Here is a 22,002-nt window from a genome sequence, read left to right as displayed (position 1 = left end):
CGGATGTTCGCCCTGCTCGGCGGGTGAAGCACCCCGACCCCGCTTACCGTCGAAACCATGACGCAGCGGGCGAAGATCGACACCGAAGGACCGGACCCGGGCCCCGGCCACGGCACCGCGGCCCCCGGAGCCGCCATCGACGCGGGCGCCGAACTCGACCCGGTCCACCCGGTCAGCCCTCCGGCCCCCCACTTCCGGCCGGGCGGCCTCCTCGGCGCCGAGGTCGCCGAACGCGTCGCCCGCGGCGCCGTCAACGACGTACCCGTCCGCAGCAGCCGCTCCACCCCGGACATCGTCCGCGCCAACGTCTTCACCCGCTTCAACGCGATCATCGGCGTGCTCTGGGTGATCATGCTCATCGTCGCGCCGATCCAGGACAGCCTCTTCGGCTTCGTGATCATCGCGAACACCGGCATCGGCATCATCCAGGAGCTGCGCGCCAAGAAGACCCTCGACGGACTCGCCGTCATCGGCGAGGCCAAACCCACCGTCCGCCGCGACGGCAGGAGCGCCGAGGTCTCCACCTCCGCGATCGTCCTCGACGACGTCATCGAGCTCGGCCCCGGCGACAAGGTCGTCGTCGACGGCGTCGTCGGCGAGGCCGAGGGCCTGGAGATCGACGAGTCGCTGCTCACCGGCGAAGCCGACCCGGTCCTGAAGAAGCCCGGCGACCAGGTCATGTCCGGCTCCTTCGTGGTCGCCGGCGGCGGCGCCTTCACCGCCACCAAGGTCGGCCGCGAGGCTTACGCCGCCCAGCTCGCCGAAGAGGCCAGCCGCTTCACCCTCGTCCACTCCGAACTGCGCAGCGGCATCTCCACCATCCTCAAGTACGTCACCTGGATGATGGTCCCGACCTCCATCGGCCTGATCATCAGCCAGCTCGTGGTCAAGGACAACAACCTCCGCGAGTCCATCGCCCGCACCGTCGGCGGCATCGTCCCGATGATCCCCGAGGGCCTGGTCCTCCTCACCTCCGTCGCCTTCGCGATCGGCGTCATCCGGCTCGGCCGCAAGCAGTGCCTGGTCCAGGAGCTGCCCGCCATCGAGGGCCTCGCCCGCGTCGACGTCGTCTGCCTCGACAAGACCGGCACCCTCACCGAGGGCGGCATGGACGTCACCGAGCTCCGCACCCTCGGCGGCGCCGACCCCGCGTACGTGAAGAAGGTCCTCGGCGCGCTCGGCGAGTCCGACCCCCGCCCCAACGCCAGCCTCCAGGCCATCATCGACGCCTACCCGGACAGCGAGGAATGGCGCTGCACCGAGTCGCTGCCCTTCTCCTCCGCCCGCAAGTACAGCGGCGCCAGCTTCAGCGAGGGCGACGGCGAGAACTCCACCTGGCTGCTCGGCGCCCCCGACGTGCTGCTGCCCTCCGGCGACCCCGCCCTCGACGAGATCGACCACCTCAACGAGCAGGGCCTGCGCGTCCTGCTCCTCGCCCGCTCGCCGCGCGAACTCGACGACCCCAAGGTGGCGGGCGGCGCCCGGCCCACCGCCCTGATCGTCCTCGAACAGCGGCTGCGCCCCGACGCCGCCGACACCCTGCGCTACTTCGACGAGCAGAACGTCCACACCAAGGTCATCTCCGGTGACAACGCGGTCTCCGTCGGCGCGGTCGCCGGCAAGCTCGGGCTGCCCGGCGCCGAGCACACCGTGGACGCCCGCCGGCTCCCCGCCGACCGGGCCGCCATGGCCGAGCAGCTCGACCGCAACGCCGTCTTCGGCCGGGTCACCCCGCAGCAGAAGCGGGACATGGTCGGCGCCCTCCAGTCCAAGGGCCACACGGTCGCCATGACCGGCGACGGCGTGAACGACGTACTCGCCCTGAAGGACGCCGACATCGGCGTCTCCATGGGGTCCGGCTCCGAGGCCACCCGCGCGGTCGCCCAGATCGTGCTCCTCAACAACAGCTTCGCGACCCTGCCCTCCGTGGTCGCCGAGGGCCGCCGGGTGATCGGCAACATCACCCGCGTCGCCACCCTCTTCCTGACCAAGACGGTCTACTCCGTGCTCCTGGCCGTCCTGGTGGTCTGCTCACAGGTGGAGTACCCCTTCCTGCCCCGCCACCTCACCCTGCTCTCCACCCTCACCATCGGCATCCCCGCCTTCTTCCTGGCGCTCGCGCCCAACAAGGAGCGCGCCAAACCGCACTTCGTCAAACGCGTCATGCGGTACGCGATCCCCGGCGGAGCCATCGCCGCCGTCGCCACCTTCCTGACCTACCTGGTCGCCCGCCACCACTACACCGGCGAGGGCGCCCTGGAAGCCGAGACCAGCGCCGCGACCCTGACCCTGTTCCTGGTGTCGATGTGGGTGCTGGCGATCATCGCCCGGCCGTACACGTGGTGGCGGGTCGCCCTGGTCGGCGCGATGGGCGGGGCGTTCCTGCTGGTCCTGGTCGTGCCGTGGCTCCAGGACTTCTTCCAGCTGAAGCTGGTCGGGGTGACCATGCCGTGGGCGGCCGTCGCCATCGCCGCCGGCGCGTCGGCCCTGCTGGAGTTCGCGTTCCGCTGGGTCGACCGCAAGTTCCCCGCGTAACGGCTCCCCCGCCGGCCCGCCGGCCTCTACCCCGTCCGCCAGTCCGACAAGCGGGCGGGCTCGACCCGAGCGGCCCGCGAGCACCCCGTACGACTGCCGCCGACGTGGCGCCACATTCAGCCTCGCCGGCGTTTGAGGCGCGGGGTTCGGGGCCGAGCCCCAACGAACAACCCGGCTGACGCCGGGCACCGGGCTCCGCCCGGACCCGCTCCCCAAGCGCCGGAGGGGCCGGAGGGTGCGACGGGGTGAACAAGGGTGGCGGGGTCAGTCGAACCAGCGGTCCTGGGCGAGTTCGGCGGTGCGGGACGGGTCTTCCAGGAGCGCGGCCACCTCGAAGCGCCGCGGCCACTGCCCGGCCGCCCAGGCCAGCCCCGCCGCCACACCCTCCAGCGTCGCCGCGTGCAGCACCCCGTCCGGCGTCCGCCGCCAGTCCAGCTCCGTACCGGCGGCGATCAACTCCTCGTGCTCCACGTACGTGACCGGCGTGGCGGGCCCGAGCAGGACCCGTACGGACTCCGGGACCTCGTGCTCCTCACCCGGCGAGGTGACCTCCGCCGGCACGGTCTCCGACAGCCGCCGCACCTGGAGCAGCTCGGCGAGGTCGGCCGCCCGCGCCGGAGCGACCGGCAGCAGCGGCAGCCCACCGGCCAGCGGCAGCAGATCGGGCGCGTCGGCGACGACCGCGTCCGCCGCGTCCACCACCCGCACCTCCCCGTCGACGACGGCACGCAGCTCGTCGGGGAGCGTGACCTGCTCGGGGTCGAGGTCGGCGAGGTACCCGTACAGCGCGTGCAGCTGGCGGCCGGTCACCTCGCGGTCCGGGTCGGCGAGCCGGCCGAGCAGTTCGGCGGCGCCGCCCGGCTCGTCCAGGAGCGCGGTGACGGTGGTGCGGACGCCCAGCGCGCGCAGCACCTGCTCGTCCTCGAACCCGGTGGCGTCGGCCGGTGTGTAGAGCCCTTCGAGGAGCGGGTCGCCGCCGGCGGCCCGCAGCCCGGCGGGGCGGCGGCCGTCGAGCACCGGATGGTCGCGCAGCCACCACGCGGTGTACGGGCGGACGGACTGCGTGGTGCCGTCGGGCATCAGGACCCGTACGGGCTGGGTCAGGGCGTCCCGGAGCGGCGGCTGCGCGAGCAGGGCGAGGGCCTGCGGCCAGGCGTCGTCGTCGACGAGGTCGAGGTCGCGGACGGCGACGATCTCGGTGGCGACGGGCGGCAGCGGGCTGTCGGGGAGCTGGTCGAGCACGTCCTCGCACCACACGTCCACGGCGTCGAGCAGCCCCGCGTCGTCTGGTTCGGCGAAGTCGCCCGAATGGGGCTCCAGTTCGTCGGGATCGAGGACCACGTCGGTGGCGCGCACCAGCTGGAAGTTGGCGAGCACCCCGCAGGCGGTGAGCGGCTGTTCGCCCCAGCGCTCGACGAGTTCGGTCTCGCACAGGGCGAGTTCGCCTTCGCGCATGACCTGCGCGAAGGGGCTGCCGGGCAGGACGAGTTCGCCGGCGGGGGCGAGGTCGCCGTCCTCGTCGGCGAGCGCGAGGGCGGCCAGCCAGGGTTCGTCGCCCGGTTCGAGGCCGGCGTCGCGGGCCAGCCCGAGGACGATCTCGGCGAGCTCGTCGGGGTCGGGAGCGTCCTCGTCCCAGATCTCCCCGGCGTCCAGCGAGGCCGCGACGGCGGCCCGTACCTGGGGGGTGGTCAGGACGGCCCGGGGGGATGCGGGGAGCGCGCCGAGCTTCTCCAGCAGGGGGTGCGCGGCGTCGGGGTGGGCGACCTTGAGGCCGAGGCGGGCCAGCGCGGCGGGGGTGTCGGGGCCGGGCAGCAGCACCTGCCGGGGTCCGATGGCGGTACGGCCGGTGGCCAGGGGTACGGGTAGCCCCGAGAGCCGGTCGGGGTCGACCCCGGCGAGGCTCTCGTACAGCCGGTACCACCACTCGGGGGTGCGTTCGATTCCGGCGATCCGCTCGATGGCGTCGCCGAGCGGGAGCCGCCCGACGCCCAGGGTGCGCAGTTCGGTACGGCGTTCCAGCCCGGCGGGGAGCAGCGTGGGCAGCACCTCGGCGAGGACGCGCACGGTGTCGGCGCCCGCGCCTTCGACGACTTCGGCCTCGAAGGGCCGCAGCGCGGTGAGTTCCTCGCTGGGGGCGGCGGGCGCGAGGAACGCGGTGCGGGGCAGCCGGGCGATGACGGCTGCGCGCAGCGCGCCGTCGAGTTCGCCCTTGCCGAGCGGGCCGGGCACGAGGTCGACGAGAGCGGTGCTCACCGGCCGCCAGTCGCCGAGGAGTTCGGCGTACGCGTCGGCGGCGCGCTCCACGAGGAAGTCGGTGAGCGGACCGGGCGCCGGGTGCCGGCGGGTGGTGTCGAGGGGGAACGTGGCGATCAGCAGGGCCGGCACGCCGAGGGGCGCGTCGGTGGGGGTGGGGGCGTGCACGACGGGCGCGGTGGCGGGCCGTACGGGCGCCCCGTCGGCGTCCACGGGGACCGCCCAGGACACCGTCCACTCGGGCCGCAGCCGCTCCTCCACGGGCCGGTCGGCGAGCAGCGCCGGGTCGACGGGCCCGTGGTGACGGACCGTCCGCCAGCGGGTGGTGGCGCCGGCGCTGTCCTCGACGGCGGTGTACGGCCCGTCTTCGCCTCGGCGCAGGGTGCGGGTGCCGTCGGGGGTTTCCACGACGATCTCGCGCAGGCCCGGCAGGGTGAGCAGGAGGGCGTCGTCGATGCCGGCGAGGAGGCGCTGGACGAGGTCTTCGGCGCCGCCGTCGCGCAGCGGGAGGATGACGACGGTGTCGTAGCCGTCGGGGGCGGTGCCCTCGGCGGGCAGCGGGAGCCGCAGCAGCGGCACGTGGCCGTCGCGGCGGCGCAGTTCGTCGTCGAGGCCGGGGTTGTCGGCGGCGGCCTCGCGGGCGAGTTCGCGGGCCTCTGCGAGGGACCATCGGACGCCGCCGTGCCGGCCGACGACGGCCGGCTCGTCGCTGACGGCGAGTACGGCGGCGAAGCCGACGCCGAAGCGGCCGACGGCGCTGTCCGTGCCGCGCTTGGCGGAGGCGCGCAGGGTGCTGAGCGATTCGGCGCCGGTCGCGTCGAGCGGGGCGCCGGTGTTGGCGACGGCGAGGATGCCGGGGCGCAGGGTGAGCCGGAGGCGGCCGGGTACGTCCGCGCGGGCGGCGGCGTCGGCGGCGTTCTGGGCGAGTTCGACGACGAGGCGGTCCCGGTAGCCGCCGAGTGCGAGGTCCTCCTCGGCGTTGGCGTCCTCACGGAACCGGGCCGGGCTCGCGGTCCACGCGTCGAGCACGCCGCGGCGCAGTCTTGCGGTGCCGAAGGGGTCGACTCCGCTGCCGTCCGCTGCCGTCGCTCTCACGGTGCCTCCCAGGTCTGACCGGTTGTCTACCGGTCCCCGAAGGTACCGCGCCCACGGATCCCCCCTCCCACACCCCCACATCACCCATCCGGGGCACCGGGGCGTGCGAGGCGGGCCTCCACCACCATCCAGCCTCGCCGACGCCCTGGGGTGCAACATCCAGCCTCGCCGACGCCCTGGGGTGCAACATCCAGCCTCGCCGGCGTTTGAGGCGCGGGGTTTGGGGCGGAGCCCCAAGCAACCCGGCTGGCGCCGGGCACCGGGCTCCGCCCGGACCCGCTCCTCAAGCGCCGGAGGGGCTGAAGGGTGCGACGGGTCGCCAGGCCCTGCCCGGACCCGCTCCTCAAACGCCGGAGAGGCTGAAGGGTGCGAGGGGTCGCCGGGCTCCGCCCGGACCCGCTCCTCAAGCGCCGGAGGGGCTGAAGGGTGCGCGGGGGCAAGCGCCGGAGGGGCTGGGGGCGCGGGGGTCAGGAGTGGCCGAGGTCGGCTTCGGGGGGTTCCACGGCGGGGACGGAGCCCGTATCCGGCGCCGGGCGCAACGTGAACTCGTCAGACCCGACGGAGTCGAGCACCGGCGGCGCCGGCCGCGGCGGCGTCGGCATGACGGCCGCCTCGGAGTGCCCACCGCACCCGTACGACAGCGAGACCAGCCGCCCGTCCGCCGGCCCGAACTCGTTCGCACACACACCGAACGCCTGCCCGAGCGACCCGCCGATCTTGACGAGGAAGCCGCAGGACACGCACGCGGCGGGCGCGGCCTGCGCCATCGGCGTCTTCGCGCCGAAGGCCTCGTCCCAGCGGTCCGCCGCGGAGTGCAGCCCGTAGCGGGACAGCACCCGCGCCCGCCGCATGCCGAGCTCCTCGGCGACCGACGTGATGGAGCCGCGCTCCGGCACCACGATCCGGTCGGTGACCTCCGCGTCCTCCGCTTCGACGAGCTCGGCCATCTCCTCGGAGACGACGGAGTTCGGCGGCGGCACGTCCTCGCCGGAGTAGCCGGGCTCCAGGCGCAGGTCCTCGGCATCGGTGGGGAGGAGGTCGCCGGGGCCCATGTCGCCGGGCCGCAGCCGCTCGCTCCACGGCACCCACTCGGGGGCGAGGAGCGCGTCGGGGCCGGGCAGCAGCACCGTTTCGTCGAGGGTGACGTTCTTCGCGCGGGAGGCGCGCGTGACGGTCACCGCCCAGCGCCAGCCCCGGTATCCGGCTTCTTTGCACTCGAAGAAGTGGGTGACCACCCGGTCACCCTCCGCGACGGCGGAGACGTGCTCGCCGACCACTCCCGGGTAGGCGGCTTCCTCGGCCGCCTCGCGGGCGAGGTCGACCGCTTCGGCGCACATGCGGTCGGGGGTACGGCTTCGCGTCGTCGCAGCACTCACTGGTCTCGTTCTCTCCTACGCCGTCTCACGAGTGCGCCGTCCGCTGTCGTCCGTAACGACCCGTCGGTCCTGTCCGTACGAGGCGCGGGCGGAGCGGACCAGAGGGCCGCGTCGACGTCCGCGCCCGATCGGCCTCGGGCGCACCTACTCGCTTCCCATTCTGCGGGATGGCGGAGAGGCGCGCGGCCAAGAGCAACCGCCGGTGGCGCGCTACGCACGCTACCTCCTTCACAGCCCTGGGCCCACCTGCACGTCCGATTCGCGGACAGGCGGAGGCTGTGAATCCGCTCCGATCCGCGGACGATCATGCCCCACACCGCGCCCGATCACGACCCGAGCGGCCCCGATCCGGCCCCCGATCCGCCCCAGAGCGGCCCCGGACCGCGGGCGGACCACGGGCGCGGCCCGTGGGCGGATCGGGGGCGGATCGGGGGCCGGATCGGGGGCGGATCGCAGTCGCCGCCGCGCCGGGGCGCGTCTGCGGGAGCCGCTTGGGGCACTATGGCCACGTGGCAGCCGCACGGTCTTCCGACGACGGCTCGGGCCGCGCCCGGAGGGCCGGACGGGCCTTCGGGCGCGCCCTGCACCTGCCCGTCACCGGCACCGCGCGCCGGATCCGCCGGGCCACGCACGCCCACGGGGCCGGGGAATCGGGCCTCGGAAAACTCATCGAGCTGCACGCCGTGAACGGCGCCGGCGACGTGCTGATCACCGTCGCGCTCGCCTCGACGGTGTTCTTCTCGGTCCCCACCGACGAGGCCCGCGGCCGGGTCGCCCTCTACCTGGCGATCACGATGGCCCCGTTCACCCTCCTCGCCCCCGTGATCGGCCCGCTCCTGGACCGCCTCCCGCACGGCCGCCGGGCCGCGATGGCCGCCGCGATGCTGACCCGGGCCGTCCTCGCGGTGATGATGTCCACCGCCGTGGCCACCGGCGGCATCCAGCTGTACCCGGCGGCCCTCGGCGTGCTCGTCGCGTCCAAGGCGTACGGCGTGGTGCGCAGCGCCGTCGTACCGCGGCTGCTGCCGCCGAACTTCTCCCTCGTGAAGGCGAACTCGCGGGTGACGCTGGCCGGCCTGCTGGCCACGGGAGCCGCCGCGCCCGTAGGGGCCGGCCTGCACGCGATCGGGCCGCAGTGGCCGCTCTACGGGGCCTGCGCGGTGTTCCTGGCCGGGACCTTCCTGGCCTTCTCGATGCCGCCGAAGGTGGACTCGGCCAAGGGCGAGCGGCGGGCCCGGCTGTCCACGCACGAGGAGCACTCGCCGCGGCCCTCGCTGCGCACCCTGAGCAAGTCGGTGCTGTGCGGGCTGTGGGCGAACGCGGCGATGCGCGGACTGTCCGGCTTCCTGATCTTCTTCCTCGCGTTCCTGCTGCGCGAGCACCCGCTCGCCGGCCAGAGCGCGGCGGTCTCGCTGGGCATCGTCGGCGTCTCGGCGGGCGTCGGCAACGCCTGTGGGACGGCCGTCGGGGCCTGGCTGCGGGCCCGCGCCCCGGAGGCGATCGTGGCCGCCGTGCTGTCCGTGACGCTGGGCGCGGCGATCATGGCGGCGCTGCTGTTCAGCGGGGTCTTCATGGCGGTGCTGGGTGCCACGGCCGGCTTCTGCCAGGCGCTGGCCAAGCTGTCCCTGGACGCGATGATCCAGCGGGACATCCCCGAGCAGGTCCGCACCTCGGCCTTCGCGCGTTCCGAGACGCTGCTGCAGATGGCGTGGGTGGTGGGCGGCGGCATCGGGATCGTGCTGCCCCTCAACGGCGTCCTGGGGATGTCGGTCGCCGCGTGCATCGTCGCGGCCGGCACCACGATGGCCCTGCGCGGCCTGCTCGCGGCCCCCCGCCACCCCGGCGACGTCACCCGCACCCGGGTCGCGTAGACCCGCGCACCCCGCTCGCGCGACGGCCCCCGCAGCGGTCTCTCCGCCGCGCCCGCAGGGGCGATACCACCGCATTGGTGGCCGAAAAGGGCCGTACGAGGCTGCCCGTGCGGCCGTTCGCCGCGGTGGGAAAGCCCTGACCGGGACCGGTACGCGGCACGCGGAGACCCCGTGCGCCGGGGAACGGGTACGACCGATAGCCTTCGGCTCATGACCGCACCGCTTATCTCGGGTAGGGGCCGCCGCAGCGTCGCGGCCCTCGGGGCCGTGTCCGCCGGCCTCCTCGTCCTCTCCGCCTGCGACAAGCCGACGCCACTGGCGACGGTGACGGTCGGCACCTCGTCCGTGTCCGCCGAGGCCAAGTGCCAGAAGGCCAAGGGCGCGGCGGAGCTGACCGCGGCAAAGGCCCAGGAGTGCCTCAGCAGCCTCAAGGCCACCAAGACCATCGAGTACTCGCGCGGCGACACGCTGCGTCTGGGTGTCGAGCCGGAGGTCGTCGAGGACGGCAAGAAGTGGCAGGCGCTCCTCGACGGGCAGCCGATCACCGAGCCTTCCGACAAGACGTACCGCAGCTTCCCCGGCGCCGACGTCTTCTCGACGGGCGGCCAGGGCGAGGCCCCGGAGTCCAAGAAGCTCGCCTTCCTCCAGGTCGGCAAGGACGGCAAGCCGCTCTCCATCTGGTCCTTCACCCTGAAGCTCAAGAAGTAAGCAGCGCCTTGCACGCGCTCGTCGTGACCGCGGTGGCGGCGGAGGCCGACTCCGTCGCCGCCGGTCTGAGCCCCGGCTCCGCCCCGGCCCCTCATCCGGACGGACCGGTCACGCCGCCGCGCACGCTTCCCGGTGGCTACCTCCTGAGCCGCCACGACGTACCCGGCCTCGCCCTCGACGTGCTCGTCGGGGGTGTGGGACCGGCCGCCGCGGCGGCGGCCACCGCCACCGCGCTCGCCGTCGCCGCCTCCGGCGACCGGCCCTACCGGCTCGTCGTGTCCGCGGGCATCGGCGGCGGGTTCCGGCCCGCCGCCCCGCCCGGCACCCTCGTCGTCGCCGACGCGATCGTCGCCGCCGACCTGGGGGCCGAAACCCCCGACGGCTTCCTGACGGTCGAGCAGCTCGGCTTCGGCCGGGCCCTGCACCTGCCGCCCGCCGAGCTGGCCGCCCGCGCCGCCGAGGCCACCGGCGCGCTGCTCGCCCCCGTACTGACCGTCTCCACCGTCACCGGCAGCGCCGCCCGCGCCGCCGAGCTGGCCGCCCGCCACCCGTCCGCCAGGGCCGAGGCCATGGAGGGCTTCGGGGTCGCCGAGGCCGCCGCCGCGTACGGCCTGCCCGTGCTGGAGGTACGCGCGGTCTCCAACGCCGTCGGCCCCCGCGACCGCGCCGCCTGGCGGATCGGGGACGCGCTCGCCGCGCTCACCGCCGGCTTCCACCGCCTCGTACCCGTACTCCACGGATGGGGAGAACGCCATGAGTGACGCCACCGGCGCGCAGCCGCCCGCGCACCCGGAGCAGGACCCGGAGCAGGACGCGGAGCAGCACCAGCGGGCGCCCGGGCGCCCGCTGCGGATCGCGTACTCGCCGTGCCCCAACGACACCTTCGTCTTCGACGCGTGGGCGCACGGCCGGGTGCCCGGCGCGCCGCCGCTCGACGTCACCTTCGCGGACATCGACCTCACCAACGGGATGGCCGAGCGCGGCGAGTTCGACGTCCTGAAGGTGAGCTACGCGGTCCTCCCATGGGTGCTCGACGAGTACGCGCTGCTGCCGTGCGGCGGGGCGCTGGGCCGGGGCTGCGGCCCGCTGGTCCTGAGCCGCGAGCCGGGCCTCGACCTGCGCGGGAAGACGGTCGCGGTGCCGAGCGAGCGCTCGACCGCGTACCTGCTGTTCCGGCTGTGGGCGGCCGACGTGCTGCCCGAGGGCGTCGGCAAGGTCGTCGTCCTGCCGTTCCACGAGATCATGCCCGCGGTCCGGGACGGCCGGGTCGACGCCGGCCTGGTCATCCACGAGGCACGGTTCACCTATCAGGACTACGGGCTGCACTGCCTGGCCGACATGGGCGAGCACTGGGAGTCCACGACGGGCCTGCCGATCCCGCTCGGCGCGATCATCGCGAAGCGCTCGCTGGGCGCCGCCGCCCTGCGGGAACTGGCCGCGGCGGCCCGTACGTCGGTGCAGATGGCCTGGGACGACCCGCAGGCCTCGCGGCCGTACGTGCGGGCCCACGCGCAGGAGCTGGACCCGGCGGTCGCCGACCAGCACATCGGGCTCTACGTCAACGAGTTCACGGCGAACCTCGGCGAGTCCGGGTACGCGGCCGTCCGCGGCCTGCTGACCCGCGCAGCGGCCGAGGGCCTGGTACCCGCCCTGCACCCGGACGCGCTCGCCTTCCCCTGACGGGTGCCGGCCCCGGACCGCCGGCCGTTCATCAAACAGATGTGCCCCGCCACTCGTTCGAGTGGCGGGGCACAACCGTGTGGAATGCGGTGCGGCTAGACGTCCAGCTGGTCGGCCACGGCCCGCAGCATGCCGGCGATCTTCCCGCCGTGCGCCTTGTCGGGGTAACGGCCCCGCTCCAGCTGCTGCGTGACGTTCTCCAGCAGGGTCGTGAGGTCCTGCACGATGGATGCCAACTCGTCCGGCTTGCGACGCTGCGCGGCGGCGACCGAGGGCGCCGGCTCCAGGACGATCACGGAAAGGGCCTGGTCACCACGCTGGCCGGCGACGACGCCGAACTCCACGCGCTGGCCGGGCTTGAGGGCATCGACCCCGGCAGGGAGCACCGACGAGTGGACGAAGACGTCGCCGCCGTCGTCGCGGGAGAGAAAGCCGAAGCCCTTCTCGCTGTTGAACCACTTGACCTTGCCGGTAGGCACGTCTGTTCCTCGTCCTTGTGTTCGTCGGGTCCGTTTTGCCGCAAAAACGGCTCTGGACAGCAGTACAGCGGGCCCTTTGGCCCGCCTGTCTCCAGGCTAATGGTCCAGGGCCCGCTGACAAGACGTCTCAGGGTCCTTCATGCGGGCTGTCCAGGACAGGGAACTACCCTGGTCGGGTGACTGCTACTCCTGTTTCCGACGAACCCCGTCCCGGTGACGCGCTGGTCCGGACCGGCGGCATCGTGTTCATCGTGGGCGCGGTGGCCACGCTCGTGACGATGGCGCCGCTGTTCCTGGGCACCGAACCGTTCCCGAGCGTCGCCTACGCCGTGTGCATGCTGATGGGCGCCGGCTTCGCCATCGCCGCCGCCGGCGTGCTCCGCTCGATGGCCGCCCAACGCCGCGAGGCGCGGGCCGCGCAGGCACGGGCGTAGGGCCTACCGCCGTGGCCGGCGGTTCCTAGGCGCTCGCCGCCCGGGACGCGTGGGCCGCGAGCCACTCCGGGAGGGCGGTCAGGTCCGGCAGGACCACGTCGGCGCCCGCCGCGCGCAGCTCCTGCGCGGAGCACGGCCCGGTCGGCACGGCCACCGACAGCGCGCCCGCCTTGCGGGCCCCGCGGACATCGCCCACGTGGTCGCCGACGTACACCGAGGCGCCGTGCTCCTTCAGCGCGTCCGCCTTGGCCTCCGCCCACAGCCAGCCGATCAGCGCGTCCGGACGCAGGCCCAGGTGGTCGAGGTGCAGCTTCGCGTTGGGCTCGTGCTTGGCCGTCACGACGATCGCGCTGCCGCCGAGCGCCTGTACGGCCTCGATCGCCTCGCGCGCGCCCGGCATCGCGGGGGTCGGTGCGATGGCGTGGGTGGGGTACAGCGCGCGGTAGCGGTCGGCCATCTCCGGGATCTGCTCCTCGGGGAACCAGTACGCCAGCTCCTCGTCGAGCGGCGGCCCGAGCCGTGTGATCGCCGCGTCCGCGTCGATGTACGTGCCCGTCAGCGCGGCAAGCTCCACGTACGCGGCCCTGATCCCGGGACGCGAGTCGATCAGCGTCATGTCCAGGTCGAACCCGACCGTCAGCGGGCGGGGGGTGGCGGGCGCGTCATTCACTGCGGTGGCTTCGGGGCTCATACCCGCCATTGTGCCGAGCGCCATGGCGAACACACGAACACCCCCTGACCACCACCCGACCCCCCACCAAAACCTCCAACGCTCCCGGTGCCTGGGGCGCCACACCCAGCCTCGCCGGCGTCTGAGGCGAGCCTGAGCGGGAGCCATCCCAACCTCGCCAAAGCCTTGAGGCGCAACACCCAGCCTCGCCGGTGCCCTGCGGCGCAACACCCAGCCTCGCCGGTGCCCTGCGGCGCAATTCCCCCGCCTCGCCGGTGCCTGGGGCGCAATTCCCAGCCTCGCCGGCGTTTGAGGCGCGGGGTTTGGGGCGGAGCCCCAACGGACAACCCGGCTGACGCCGGGCACCGGGCTCCGCCCGGACCCGCTCCTCAAACGCCGGAGAGGCTGGATGTTGCCCCTCAGGGCATCGGCGAAGCCGAAGGGTGCGCCACGGCCAGCCGGCGACGCTGGAGGTTGCCCCCGGGCGTCGGGAAGGGCGGGGGTTGCGCCCCACGGAACCCCCAGGGGGTCAGTGGCGGCGGGAGCGCCACAGGAGGTAGAGCGCGCACGCACCGGCCGCGACGCGGACCATCAGCGGCCACATGTCACCGAACGCATCCCCCGCCGCCCCTTCCGCGAGACGCTCACCCCACCGCCCCTCGGCCCGCCCCCACAGCCACACCACCGACCCCCCGAGCACCGCCCCCGGCAGCCCGAACAGCGCCCACTTCTTCTCACCCGCACCCAGCACCCGCGACCCGTACGCGACCAGCCAGCCCGCCGCGAGCACCAGCCACGAGCCGCTGACCGCGCCGCCGACCAGCACGACGGCCGCCAGCAGCAGGAAGGCGTGCGGCCGGGGCCGCGCCGCGGCCGCGGGCTCGGCGGCAGCCGGTTCGGACACCGCACCGGCCGCGCCCCCGACGGCGCCCTTGACCTGGCGGCGCCGCTCGCGCAACGCCCGTACGACGGTCCGGGCCCGCCCCACCGGCTCCGCGCCCGCCGCATCCCCCCGGCCCGGGTCCTCGGGCTCGGGCCCCTCCGCGCGTTCGACCCGTTCGTCCTCGTCCGTGCCGGAAGCCGGCTTCCGCAGGAGTTCCGGCAACTCGATGCCGCCTGCGAACCCTGGCGGCACCACCAGCCCGGGCAGCGCCCCGGCCTCCGTACCGAAGGCCCCCGGCGCCACCCGCCACCAGTCGGGTTCCCCCCGTCCGGAGCCCAGCTCGTCCGCGCCCGCGAGATGCGGCGGCAGCGCGGCCGTACTGGGCCGCGGCGCCGGCACCGCGGGCTCTCCCGAGCCTGATCCGGAGCCCGAGCCGGAGCCCGAGCCGGAGCCGGAGCCGGAGCCTGAGCCCGAGCCTGAGCCCGAGCCTGAGCCCGAGCCTGAGCCCGAGCCCGAGCCGGAGCCCGAGCCGCCTTTGAAGAAGCGCCGCGGTCCGCGCTGCACGGGCACCCCCGGCACCCCGTCCGCCCGTCCCGCCCCCGCCGTCGGCGGAACCGGCGGCGCCGGGAGCACCGCACCCGTCCCGCCGGCCGATGCCACGGCCGCGGCGATCAGTTCCTCCGGGCTGCCGAGCCGGTCCAGGATCCGGCGCACCGACGCGGGCGTCTCCGGCTCGTACTTGGCACGCTGCCGGTCGATCTCGTTGCGCAGCCCCGACACGAGCCGCATCCGGTCCCCCGACGACAGCTGCCCGCGTTGCGCCAAGTCCCCGACCCGGCTCAGATAGTCGTAGACCAGCTGGTCGCTCTCGATCCCCACGCCCCGGCTCCTCCCGTACCCGCTGCCCCGAAGGTAGCGCCTGGGGCCCCCGTACAGGGGCTAACGTTGGCCGGATGGACCAAGAGGCGAACGTGTCCGACGGAACCACTGTCCCCCACCCGGCCGGCCGCACCCCCGGCGGCTCCGGCACGCCCGCGGCCGCCGGTGCCGCGCCGCGCTCCCTCGCGGAGGCGCTGCGCGCCCGCGACGACGCCTCGCTCGCCGGTCTGCTGCGGGCCCGCCCCGACCTGCTCGGGCCGGTGCCGGCCGACCTGACCCAGCTGGCCACCCGCGCCGGCACCCGGGCCTCGGTCGTACGCGCCCTGGAACGCCTGAACCGGTTCGCCCTGCAGGCCGCCGAGGCGCTGGCGGTGGCCCCGGACCCGTGCCCGTACGGGACCCTCGAAGACCTGATGACCGGCGACGACGACGGGATGCCGGGGACGGCCGCCATCCGGGCCGCGCTGCCCGACGCCGTCGCCACCCTGCGCGACCAGGCCCTGCTGTGGGGCGACGACCAGCGGTTGCGGCTGGTGCGCACCGCCCGCGAAATCCTCGCGCCGTCCGCCTCCCGGCCCTCGCCCACGGGGCTCGGCCCGACCGTCGCCGAGGCCACGGCGGGCATGTCCCCGGGCCGCGTGCAGGAGATCGTCGCCTCGGCCGGCCTGTCGTCCACTCACGACCCGGTGTCGGCGGTGGCCGCGCTGACCGCGCTGTTCACGGACCACGACCGGATGTCGGCGCTGCTCGACGAGGCGCCCGCCGAGGCGCACGTCCTGCTGGGGCGGCTGGTGTGGGGTCCCCCGTACGGGGAGGTCACCGCGAACCCGGCCCAGCCGGTGCGCTGGCTGCGCGACCGCGGGCTGCTGCTGCCGATCTCGGCGCGCACGGTGGTGCTGCCGCGGGAGGTGGCGCTGTACCTGCGCGGCGGCCGCGCGCACCGCTCGCCCGAGCCGGTGGCCCCGCCCGTACCGGCGGCGCACGAGCACCGTCCACAGCTTGTGGACGCGAACGCGGCCGGCCAGGCGCTGGCCGCCATCGGCACCGTCGAGGACCTGCTCGGCCTGTGGGAGCACGCCGGGCCGCTCGTGCTGCGCGCCGGCGGGCTGAGCGTGCGCGATCTGAAGCGGGCCGCGGTCTCCCTCGACGTCACCGAGCCGGTCGCCGCCTTCTGGATCGAGCTCTGTTACGCGGCCGGCCTGCTCGCCAGCGACGGCGAGGCCGACGAGCGGTACGCGCCGACCCCCGCCTACGACGACTGGCTGGCGCTGCCCCCCGAGGAGCGGTGGGCCGAACTCGCGGTGGCCTGGCTGCCCGCGACCCGCACCGCCGGGCTCGTCGGCGACCAGGACGCGAAGGGCCGCACGCTGTCGGTGCTCGGCCCGGACCTGGACCGCTCGGCGGCCCCCGAGGTACGCCGCCGGGTGCTGGGCATGCTCGCCGCACTGCCCCCGGGCGGCGCCCCCGACCGCGGCGCGGTACTGGAACGCCTCGCATGGGAGCGCCCGGTCCGCAGCATGACCGAACTCCGCACCCGCCTCGCCCACTGGACCCTCGACGAAGCCGAACTCCTCGGCGTCACCGGCCGCGGCGCACTCACCTCCCACGGCCGTGCCCTGCTGGGCGAGCCGGCGGACGGTCCGGGCGCGGCGGCGCGGGCCGGTACGGAAGGTGCGCCGGGCGGAGCCGCGCGGGGCGCCACGGTCGGCACCGTGGGCGGAGCCGTCCACGGTGGCACGAGCGAGATCGGCGACGCGGGCGCGCACGGCAGCCCGGTGGGCGGCGACGCCGACGCCCGGACGCGGGCCGCGGTGGCCGCGTTGCTGGGTCCGCTGCTGCCCGAGCCCGTAGACCACGTACTCCTCCAGGCGGACCTGACGGCGGTGGCCCCCGGGCCCCTGGAGCGGCACCTCGCGGAGACGCTGGCCGTGCTGGCGGACGTGGAGTCGAAGGGCGGGGCGACCGTCTACCGGTTCACGCCCGGGTCGGTCCGGCGCGCCCTGGATTCCGGCCGGACCGCCACCGACCTCCAGGACTTCCTGGTCGAGCACAGCCGTACGCCGGTGCCGCAGCCGCTGTCGTACCTCATCGACGACGTGGCCCGCCGCCACGGCCACCTGCGGGTCGGCGCCGCCTCGTCGTACGTGCGCTGCGACGACGACTCGGTGCTCGGCGAGATCCTCGCCGACAAGCGGTCGGCGGGGCTGGGGCTGCGCCGGCTGGCCCCGACCGTCCTCGCGTCCAGCGCCGAGCCGGGCGCCCTGCTCGACGGGCTGCGCGCCCTCGGCTACCCGCCGGCCGCCGAGTCCGCGACCGGCGACGTGCTGGTGGCGCGGGCCGCCCCCCACCGGACGCCCGAACGTTCCGCCCCGGTCCCCGTCCCCGACGGCCCCACCGTCCCGGACCCGGCCCTGCTGGGCGCGGCGGTACGGGCGATCCGCGCGGGCGACGCGGCGGCGACGGCCGTGCGGAAGGAACCGGCCTTCCCGGACGCGGCGACCGCGGCCGCGGTCGCGGCCGGCGGACTCCCGCGCACCAGCGCGGCCGAGACCCTCGCGACGGTCCAGGCGGCCGCCATGACCGGCACGGCGGTGCTGATCGGATACGTGAACGCGGAGGGCTCGGCCAGCCAGCGGGTGATCGCGCCGGTCCGTGTCGAAGGCGGCTTCGTCACGGGCTACGACCACACGGCCGACGACGTCCGCACGTACGCCCTCCACCGCATCACCGGCGTAGCCGAACTGGCCGACGACCAGGCCTGACCCACCCCCACCCACCCCGCGAACTGACCCCGCGCAACTTCCAGCCCCGCCGGCGTTTGAGGCGCGGGGTTTGGGGCGGAGCCCCAACGAGCAACCCGGCTCCGCCGGGCACCGGGCTCCGCCCGGACCCGCGCCTCAAACGCCGGCGGGGCTGAACTTGCACGCCGGGCAGCCGGCAAGGACGGGGGTCGCGCCGGAGGGGACCGTACCGGTGGCGGCCGTTATTCGGTGGCCGACGACCCGGCCGCGCACACATCCTGACCGCATGTCAGAGCAGCCGTCCCCGACCCCCCGCCACCAGATCCGCGCCGCGCACACGGACACCACCGTCACGGTCTACCAGGCCTACGCCCCCCACCTCGGCCTGCCCGCCGCCCACAACCACCGCTTCCCGCCCGCCTGGAAGCGCGACCGGATGACGTGGATCAAGCCCTCGTTCCTGTGGATGATGTACCGCTGCGGCTGGGGCACCAAGCCCGATCAGGAGATCGTGCTCGCCGTCGAGATCACCCGCGCCGGCTTCGACCACGCCGTGCGAAACGCCTGCCTCTCCCACTACGCACCCGGCGTGCACGCCGACCACGCCGCCTGGCAGCGCGAGCTGCGCGCCACCGAGGCCCGTATCCAGTGGGACCCCGAGCGCGACCTCCACCTCGACCCGCTGCCGCACCGCTCCCTCCAGCTCGGCCTCTCCGGCACCCTCTCCCGCGCCTACGCCGACGCGTGGACGGTCGCCATCCGCGACGTCACCCCCCTGGCCCACGAGATCCACGCCCTGGTCCGCGCCGGCGACGACCAAGCGGCCCGCGCGCTCCTCCCCGCCGAACGCCCTTACACCCCGGGCGACGGCGTGGAGTAAGCCCGGGTACGGGCCCGCCGCCCACCGTGGCGCCGGCTGCATGAGGAAGCCCAGCGTGGTGGTCCACCCACCGGACGGCCTGGGTCTGCGCGCGGTGGCCGCCAACGGTTCCCCCGCCGCCCCCGCACACCCTGACCGCGCCGAGCCGACGTCGAGCCCCCGCCGTGCCCCCGTCGTGCCCCCGTCGTCCCTGCGGATACGGCAGACTGGAGGTTTGGCCGTGCGCACCCGGACGGCCACCCCGTGCCGAAGGGATGCGCGTGAACGGGCCCCTCATCGTGCAGAGCGACAAGACTCTGCTTCTCGAAGTCGACCACGAGCTTGCCGATGCGTGCCGGCGGGCCATCGCTCCGTTCGCGGAGCTGGAGCGCGCGCCCGAGCACATCCACACGTACCGGCTCACGCCGCTCGGCCTGTGGAACGCGCGGGCGGCCGGGCACGACGCCGAGCAGGTCGTCGACGCGCTGGTGGAGTTCTCCCGGTACCCGGTGCCGCACGCGCTGCTCGTGGACGTCGCCGAGACGATGGCCCGGTACGGGCGCCTGACGCTCAGCAAGCACCCGGTGCACGGGCTCGTGCTGACCAGCACCGACCGGCCGGTGCTGGAGGAGATCCTGCGGTCGCGGCGGGTCACCCCGCTGGTCGGCGCCCGCATCGACCCCGACACCGTGGCCGTGCACCCCTCCGAGCGCGGCCAGATCAAGCAGACCCTGCTGAAGCTGGGCTGGCCGGCCGAGGACCTCGCCGGGTACGTGGACGGCGAGGCGCACCCGATCGAGCTGGCCGAGGACGGCTGGAAGCTGCGCCCCTACCAGCGGCAGGCCGTGGACGGCTTCTGGCACGGCGGCTCCGGCGTGGTCGTGCTGCCGTGCGGCGCCGGCAAGACGCTGGTCGGCGCGGGCGCGATGGCGGAGGCCAAGGCCACCACGCTGATCCTGGTCACCAACACCGTCTCGGCCCGGCAGTGGAAGCACGAGCTGGTGAAGCGGACCTCGCTGACCGAGGAGGAGATCGGCGAGTACAGCGGCACCCGCAAGGAGATCCGGCCGGTCACCATCGCCACCTACCAGGTGCTGACGACGAAGCGCAAGGGCGTCTACCCGCACCTGGAGCTCTTCGACTCCCGGGACTGGGGCCTGATCGTCTACGACGAGGTGCACCTGCTGCCCGCACCGGTCTTCAAGTTCACCGCCGACCTCCAGGCCCGCCGCCGCCTCGGCCTGACGGCCACTCTGGTCCGGGAGGACGGCCGCGAGTCGGACGTGTTCTCGCTGATCGGCCCGAAGCGCTTCGACGCGCCGTGGAAGGAGATCGAGGCGCAGGGCTACATCGCGCCCGCCGACTGCGTCGAGGTCCGCGTCAACCTGACCGAGAGCGAGCGGCTCGCGTACGCCACCGCCGAGACCGAGGAGAAGTACCGGTTCTGCGCGACGACCGCGACGAAGCGGAAGGTCACTGAGGCGCTGGTGCGCAAGCACCGGGGTGAGCAGACCCTGGTCATCGGGCAGTACATCGACCAGCTCGACGAGCTGGGCGAGCACCTGGACGCGCCCGTGATCAAGGGTGAGACGTCCAACGCGCAGCGCGAGAAGCTCTTCGACGCGTTCCGCGAGGGCGAGATCAGCGTCCTGGTGGTGTCGAAGGTCGCCAACTTCTCGATCGACCTGCCGGAGGCCACGGTCGCCATCCAGGTCTCGGGCACCTTCGGCTCCCGCCAGGAGGAGGCCCAGCGGCTCGGCCGGGTACTGCGCCCGAAGGCCGACGGTCACGAGGCCCGCTTCTACTCGGTGGTCGCACGCGACACCATCGACCAGGACTTCGCCGCCCACCGGCAGCGGTTCCTGGCCGAACAGGGCTACGCCTACCGGATCATGGACGCGGACGAACTGCTGTCCGACAACTGACCGGCGGAGGCCGGACCGGTGGCGGACCGCTCTGAGGAGGACCGGGCTGCGGAGGACCGGTCTGCGGAGGACCGGGCTGAGGGCGGCTGCCCGGCGGAGGGCCGTCCGGCGGGCGGCCCGCTCGCGGGCTGGTGTCCGGCGGGCGGCGGCTGAGCGGCGGGCGCCGCCGGGCGCCGGGCCGGCAGGGCCGCACCGGGGCTGGCCCCCGGGGCGGACGCCGGTACGACGCACAGCCGCCAGGCCGCCGCCACCAGCAGGGCGAGGGCGATCAGCGGGTACGGCGAGGCCAGCGCGGCCGCCGGCCGGTCGGCGCCGAACTCCCAGGGCCGGGCCGCCCGCAGGGCCTCCGCGAACCGGTCGCTCCAGAACTCCGCGCTGGTGGCGGGGAGTACGAGCGCGCCCAGCGCGACGGTCCCGGCGAGGGCGCCGACTCCGGTCAGCGCGGCCCGGATCCGGCCCGTGCAGAGCAGGTAGACGAGGAACACCGCCGGAGTGAGGGTGATCCCGGCGGCGATACCGAGCGCGAAGCCCTTGCCGAGGGAGCCGTCGGACCGGCTCAGGTCCCACAGCACCAGGCAGGCGAGCGCCAGCCCGGCCTGCCCGGGCAGCAGGGCCGGAAACAGGGTCTCCAGCCCCAGCGCGACACCGGTCGCGGCCAGGATCGGCCCGGGTCGCGCGACCCGGCCCGCGAACAGGACCAGCAGCGCCAGCAGGGCCGCGTTGACCGCGGCGAACACGGCCGGCAGCGCCCCGGCCGGCAGCCAGCTCACCGGCAGGAACAGGATCGCCGCGAACGGCGGGCAGCCGGCACCCGGCCGGCACGCGCCCCCGTGCAGCCCGTACACCTCGGCCCCGTACGCGCCACCGCCGTACGCGCCACCGCCGGGCGGGTCGGCCCCGTGCGCGGCACCGTCGTACGCCCCGCGCCCGTACGACTCGCTCCCGTACACGCCGGCGGTCGGGAGTTCGGTGACCGTCGTGGGGAGGTGGCCGCCGCGGATGGTCCACAGGGCGGTCAGCGCGAGGAGCACCCCTGCCAGCAGCACGCCCAGCACGCCCAGGGCGGACAGCAGTGCGCGAGTGGGGAGGGGGCTCCGGGTCACGCGCGTGACCCTAGTGGATCCGCGGGGTGACCCGCCGGTTCAGCGCCGGACTATGTCAGCGTCCTCGGCGTACTCACCGAGGACGACGACGCTGACGACGGCACCGGCGAAGACCTTCGCGGCGCGCAGGACGCCGCCGAAGCTGTGGCGGTGACGGTGGGAGTCGGTGGCTGTGGCGCCGCTCGGGCGGCCGCCCTGGATCGGGGTGAAGGTTGCGGTGCTCATGTATCCATGGTGCGTTTTCGTCCCGGATATGGCATCGGTCTGCGGAGGGAATCCCCTGGCCCCCCGCGTCATCCTCGGGACCTACGGCACCCCCTACGGGCCCACCGGAAGTCCCACCCCACGTCCTACCCCCACCGAGCGGGGGCTCCCATCACCCCGACGGCCCAACCCACCCCCAGCCACGCCGGAGCCCTGCGGCGCCACCCCCAGCCTCGCCGGTGCCCTGGGGTGCAACTTCCAGCCTCGCCGGCGTTTGAGGCGCGGGGTTTGGGGCGGAGCCCCAAGA

Annotated in this window: 16 protein-coding genes; 9 read left to right on the top strand and 7 right to left on the bottom strand. The window is 74.8% G+C overall.

Going from position 1 to position 22,002, the window contains the following annotated elements; genetic code table 11:
- The first annotated feature begins 57 nt into the window (after positions 1 to 57).
- Positions 58 to 2,535 (top strand): HAD-IC family P-type ATPase, encoded by a 2,478-nt coding sequence (locus OG764_RS20375; protein ID WP_328969844.1) that lies wholly within the window; start codon positions 58 to 60, stop codon positions 2,533 to 2,535.
- Between the two features lie 264 nt (positions 2,536 to 2,799).
- Here OG764_RS20375 and OG764_RS20370 read toward each other — a convergent pair whose 3' ends face one another.
- Both OG764_RS20370 and OG764_RS20365 read right to left on the bottom strand, forming a co-directional pair.
- Positions 2,800 to 5,883 carry a sacsin N-terminal ATP-binding-like domain-containing protein gene (locus OG764_RS20370; protein WP_328969843.1) on the bottom strand — a complete coding sequence of 1,028 codons (3,084 nt, stop codon included), beginning with the start codon at positions 5,881 to 5,883 and terminating at the stop codon, positions 2,800 to 2,802.
- 467 nt (positions 5,884 to 6,350) lie between these two features.
- Entirely contained in the window at positions 6,351 to 7,259 is a 909-nt protein-coding gene (locus tag OG764_RS20365; protein ID WP_328969842.1) for a DUF3027 domain-containing protein, read from the bottom strand.
- Positions 7,260 to 7,768: 509 nt separating this feature from the next.
- Here OG764_RS20365 and OG764_RS20360 point away from each other — a divergent pair.
- From OG764_RS20360 to OG764_RS20345, 4 genes are all read left to right on the top strand, one after another.
- The gene (locus tag OG764_RS20360) at positions 7,769 to 9,130 is read left to right on the top strand and encodes an MFS transporter (protein WP_328969841.1); all 1,362 of its coding nucleotides are present in this window, start codon (positions 7,769 to 7,771) and stop codon (positions 9,128 to 9,130) included.
- A 210-nt stretch (positions 9,131 to 9,340) separates the two neighbouring features.
- Positions 9,341 to 9,838, top strand: a complete 498-nt coding sequence (locus OG764_RS20355) for a DUF2771 domain-containing protein (RefSeq protein ID WP_328969840.1) — start codon at positions 9,341 to 9,343, stop codon at positions 9,836 to 9,838.
- 8 nt (positions 9,839 to 9,846) lie between these two features.
- On the top strand, positions 9,847 to 10,599 hold the full coding sequence (locus tag OG764_RS20350) for a futalosine hydrolase (protein WP_328969839.1): 753 nt from the start codon (positions 9,847 to 9,849) through the stop codon (positions 10,597 to 10,599).
- Complete coding sequence (locus OG764_RS20345) at positions 10,592 to 11,518, top strand: 1,4-dihydroxy-6-naphthoate synthase (protein WP_443055997.1); 927 nt, start codon at positions 10,592 to 10,594, stop codon at positions 11,516 to 11,518. The genes OG764_RS20350 and OG764_RS20345 overlap by 8 nt, the downstream gene beginning before the upstream one ends.
- Before the next feature lie 95 nt (positions 11,519 to 11,613).
- Here OG764_RS20345 and OG764_RS20340 read toward each other — a convergent pair whose 3' ends face one another.
- Positions 11,614 to 11,997 carry a cold-shock protein gene (locus tag OG764_RS20340; RefSeq protein WP_328969838.1) on the bottom strand — a complete coding sequence of 128 codons (384 nt, stop codon included), beginning with the start codon at positions 11,995 to 11,997 and terminating at the stop codon, positions 11,614 to 11,616.
- A 176-nt stretch (positions 11,998 to 12,173) separates the two neighbouring features.
- On the opposite strand from OG764_RS20340, the gene OG764_RS20335 reads away from it, so the two are divergent.
- The gene (locus tag OG764_RS20335; RefSeq protein ID WP_328969837.1) at positions 12,174 to 12,431 is read left to right on the top strand and encodes a hypothetical protein; all 258 of its coding nucleotides are present in this window, start codon (positions 12,174 to 12,176) and stop codon (positions 12,429 to 12,431) included.
- A gap of 25 nt (positions 12,432 to 12,456) precedes the next feature.
- On the opposite strand, the gene OG764_RS20330 is transcribed toward OG764_RS20335, so the two are convergent.
- Together OG764_RS20330 and OG764_RS20325 are read right to left on the bottom strand one after the other, a co-directional pair.
- Positions 12,457 to 13,131, bottom strand: a complete 675-nt coding sequence (locus tag OG764_RS20330; RefSeq protein WP_443056226.1) for an HAD family hydrolase — start codon at positions 13,129 to 13,131, stop codon at positions 12,457 to 12,459.
- Between the two features lie 499 nt (positions 13,132 to 13,630).
- Complete coding sequence (locus tag OG764_RS20325) at positions 13,631 to 14,863, bottom strand: hypothetical protein (RefSeq protein ID WP_328969835.1); 1,233 nt, start codon at positions 14,861 to 14,863, stop codon at positions 13,631 to 13,633.
- Positions 14,864 to 14,937: 74 nt separating this feature from the next.
- Between OG764_RS20325 and OG764_RS20320 the strand changes: the two genes are divergently transcribed.
- The 3 genes from OG764_RS20320 to OG764_RS20310 all read left to right on the top strand — a co-directional run bounded on the left by OG764_RS20320 (position 14,938) and on the right by OG764_RS20310 (position 20,388).
- Entirely contained in the window at positions 14,938 to 17,625 is a 2,688-nt protein-coding gene (locus tag OG764_RS20320; protein ID WP_328969834.1) for a helicase C-terminal domain-containing protein, read from the top strand.
- A 265-nt stretch (positions 17,626 to 17,890) separates the two neighbouring features.
- Positions 17,891 to 18,484, top strand: a complete 594-nt coding sequence (locus OG764_RS20315) for a DUF4291 domain-containing protein (protein ID WP_328969833.1) — start codon at positions 17,891 to 17,893, stop codon at positions 18,482 to 18,484.
- Positions 18,485 to 18,744: 260 nt separating this feature from the next.
- Positions 18,745 to 20,388, top strand: coding sequence for a DNA repair helicase XPB (locus OG764_RS20310; RefSeq protein WP_328969832.1), 1,644 nt, complete (start codon positions 18,745 to 18,747; stop codon positions 20,386 to 20,388).
- On the opposite strand, the gene OG764_RS20305 is transcribed toward OG764_RS20310, so the two are convergent.
- Positions 20,346 to 21,491 (bottom strand): glycosyltransferase family 87 protein, encoded by a 1,146-nt coding sequence (locus tag OG764_RS20305; protein ID WP_328969831.1) that lies wholly within the window; start codon positions 21,489 to 21,491, stop codon positions 20,346 to 20,348. The two genes, OG764_RS20310 and OG764_RS20305, sit on opposite strands and share 43 nt — an antisense overlap.
- A 39-nt stretch (positions 21,492 to 21,530) precedes the next feature.
- Positions 21,531 to 21,716: a hypothetical protein gene (locus OG764_RS20300; RefSeq protein ID WP_328969830.1), complete on the bottom strand. Its 186-nt coding sequence runs from the start codon at positions 21,714 to 21,716 to the stop codon at positions 21,531 to 21,533.
- Between the last annotated feature and the right edge of the window lie 286 nt (positions 21,717 to 22,002).

The organism is Streptomyces sp. NBC_00239 (assembly GCF_036194065.1).
Taxonomy (GTDB): Bacteria; Actinomycetota; Actinomycetes; order Streptomycetales; family Streptomycetaceae; genus Streptomyces.
This window is presented reverse-complemented; position numbering and strand designations above follow the sequence as displayed.

Coding starts and splice junctions, on each gene's coding strand:
- OG764_RS20375 (WP_328969844.1), top strand. CDS start 58: ATGACGCAGCGGGCGAAGATCGACACCGAAGGACCGGACCCGGGCCCC.
- OG764_RS20330 (WP_443056226.1), bottom strand. CDS start 13,131: ATGGCGGGTATGAGCCCCGAAGCCACCGCAGTGAATGACGCGCCCGCC.
- OG764_RS20355 (WP_328969840.1), top strand. CDS start 9,341: ATGACCGCACCGCTTATCTCGGGTAGGGGCCGCCGCAGCGTCGCGGCC.
- OG764_RS20315 (WP_328969833.1), top strand. CDS start 17,891: ATGTCAGAGCAGCCGTCCCCGACCCCCCGCCACCAGATCCGCGCCGCG.
- OG764_RS20345 (WP_443055997.1), top strand. CDS start 10,592: ATGAGTGACGCCACCGGCGCGCAGCCGCCCGCGCACCCGGAGCAGGAC.
- OG764_RS20300 (WP_328969830.1), bottom strand. CDS start 21,716: ATGAGCACCGCAACCTTCACCCCGATCCAGGGCGGCCGCCCGAGCGGC.
- OG764_RS20320 (WP_328969834.1), top strand. CDS start 14,938: ATGGACCAAGAGGCGAACGTGTCCGACGGAACCACTGTCCCCCACCCG.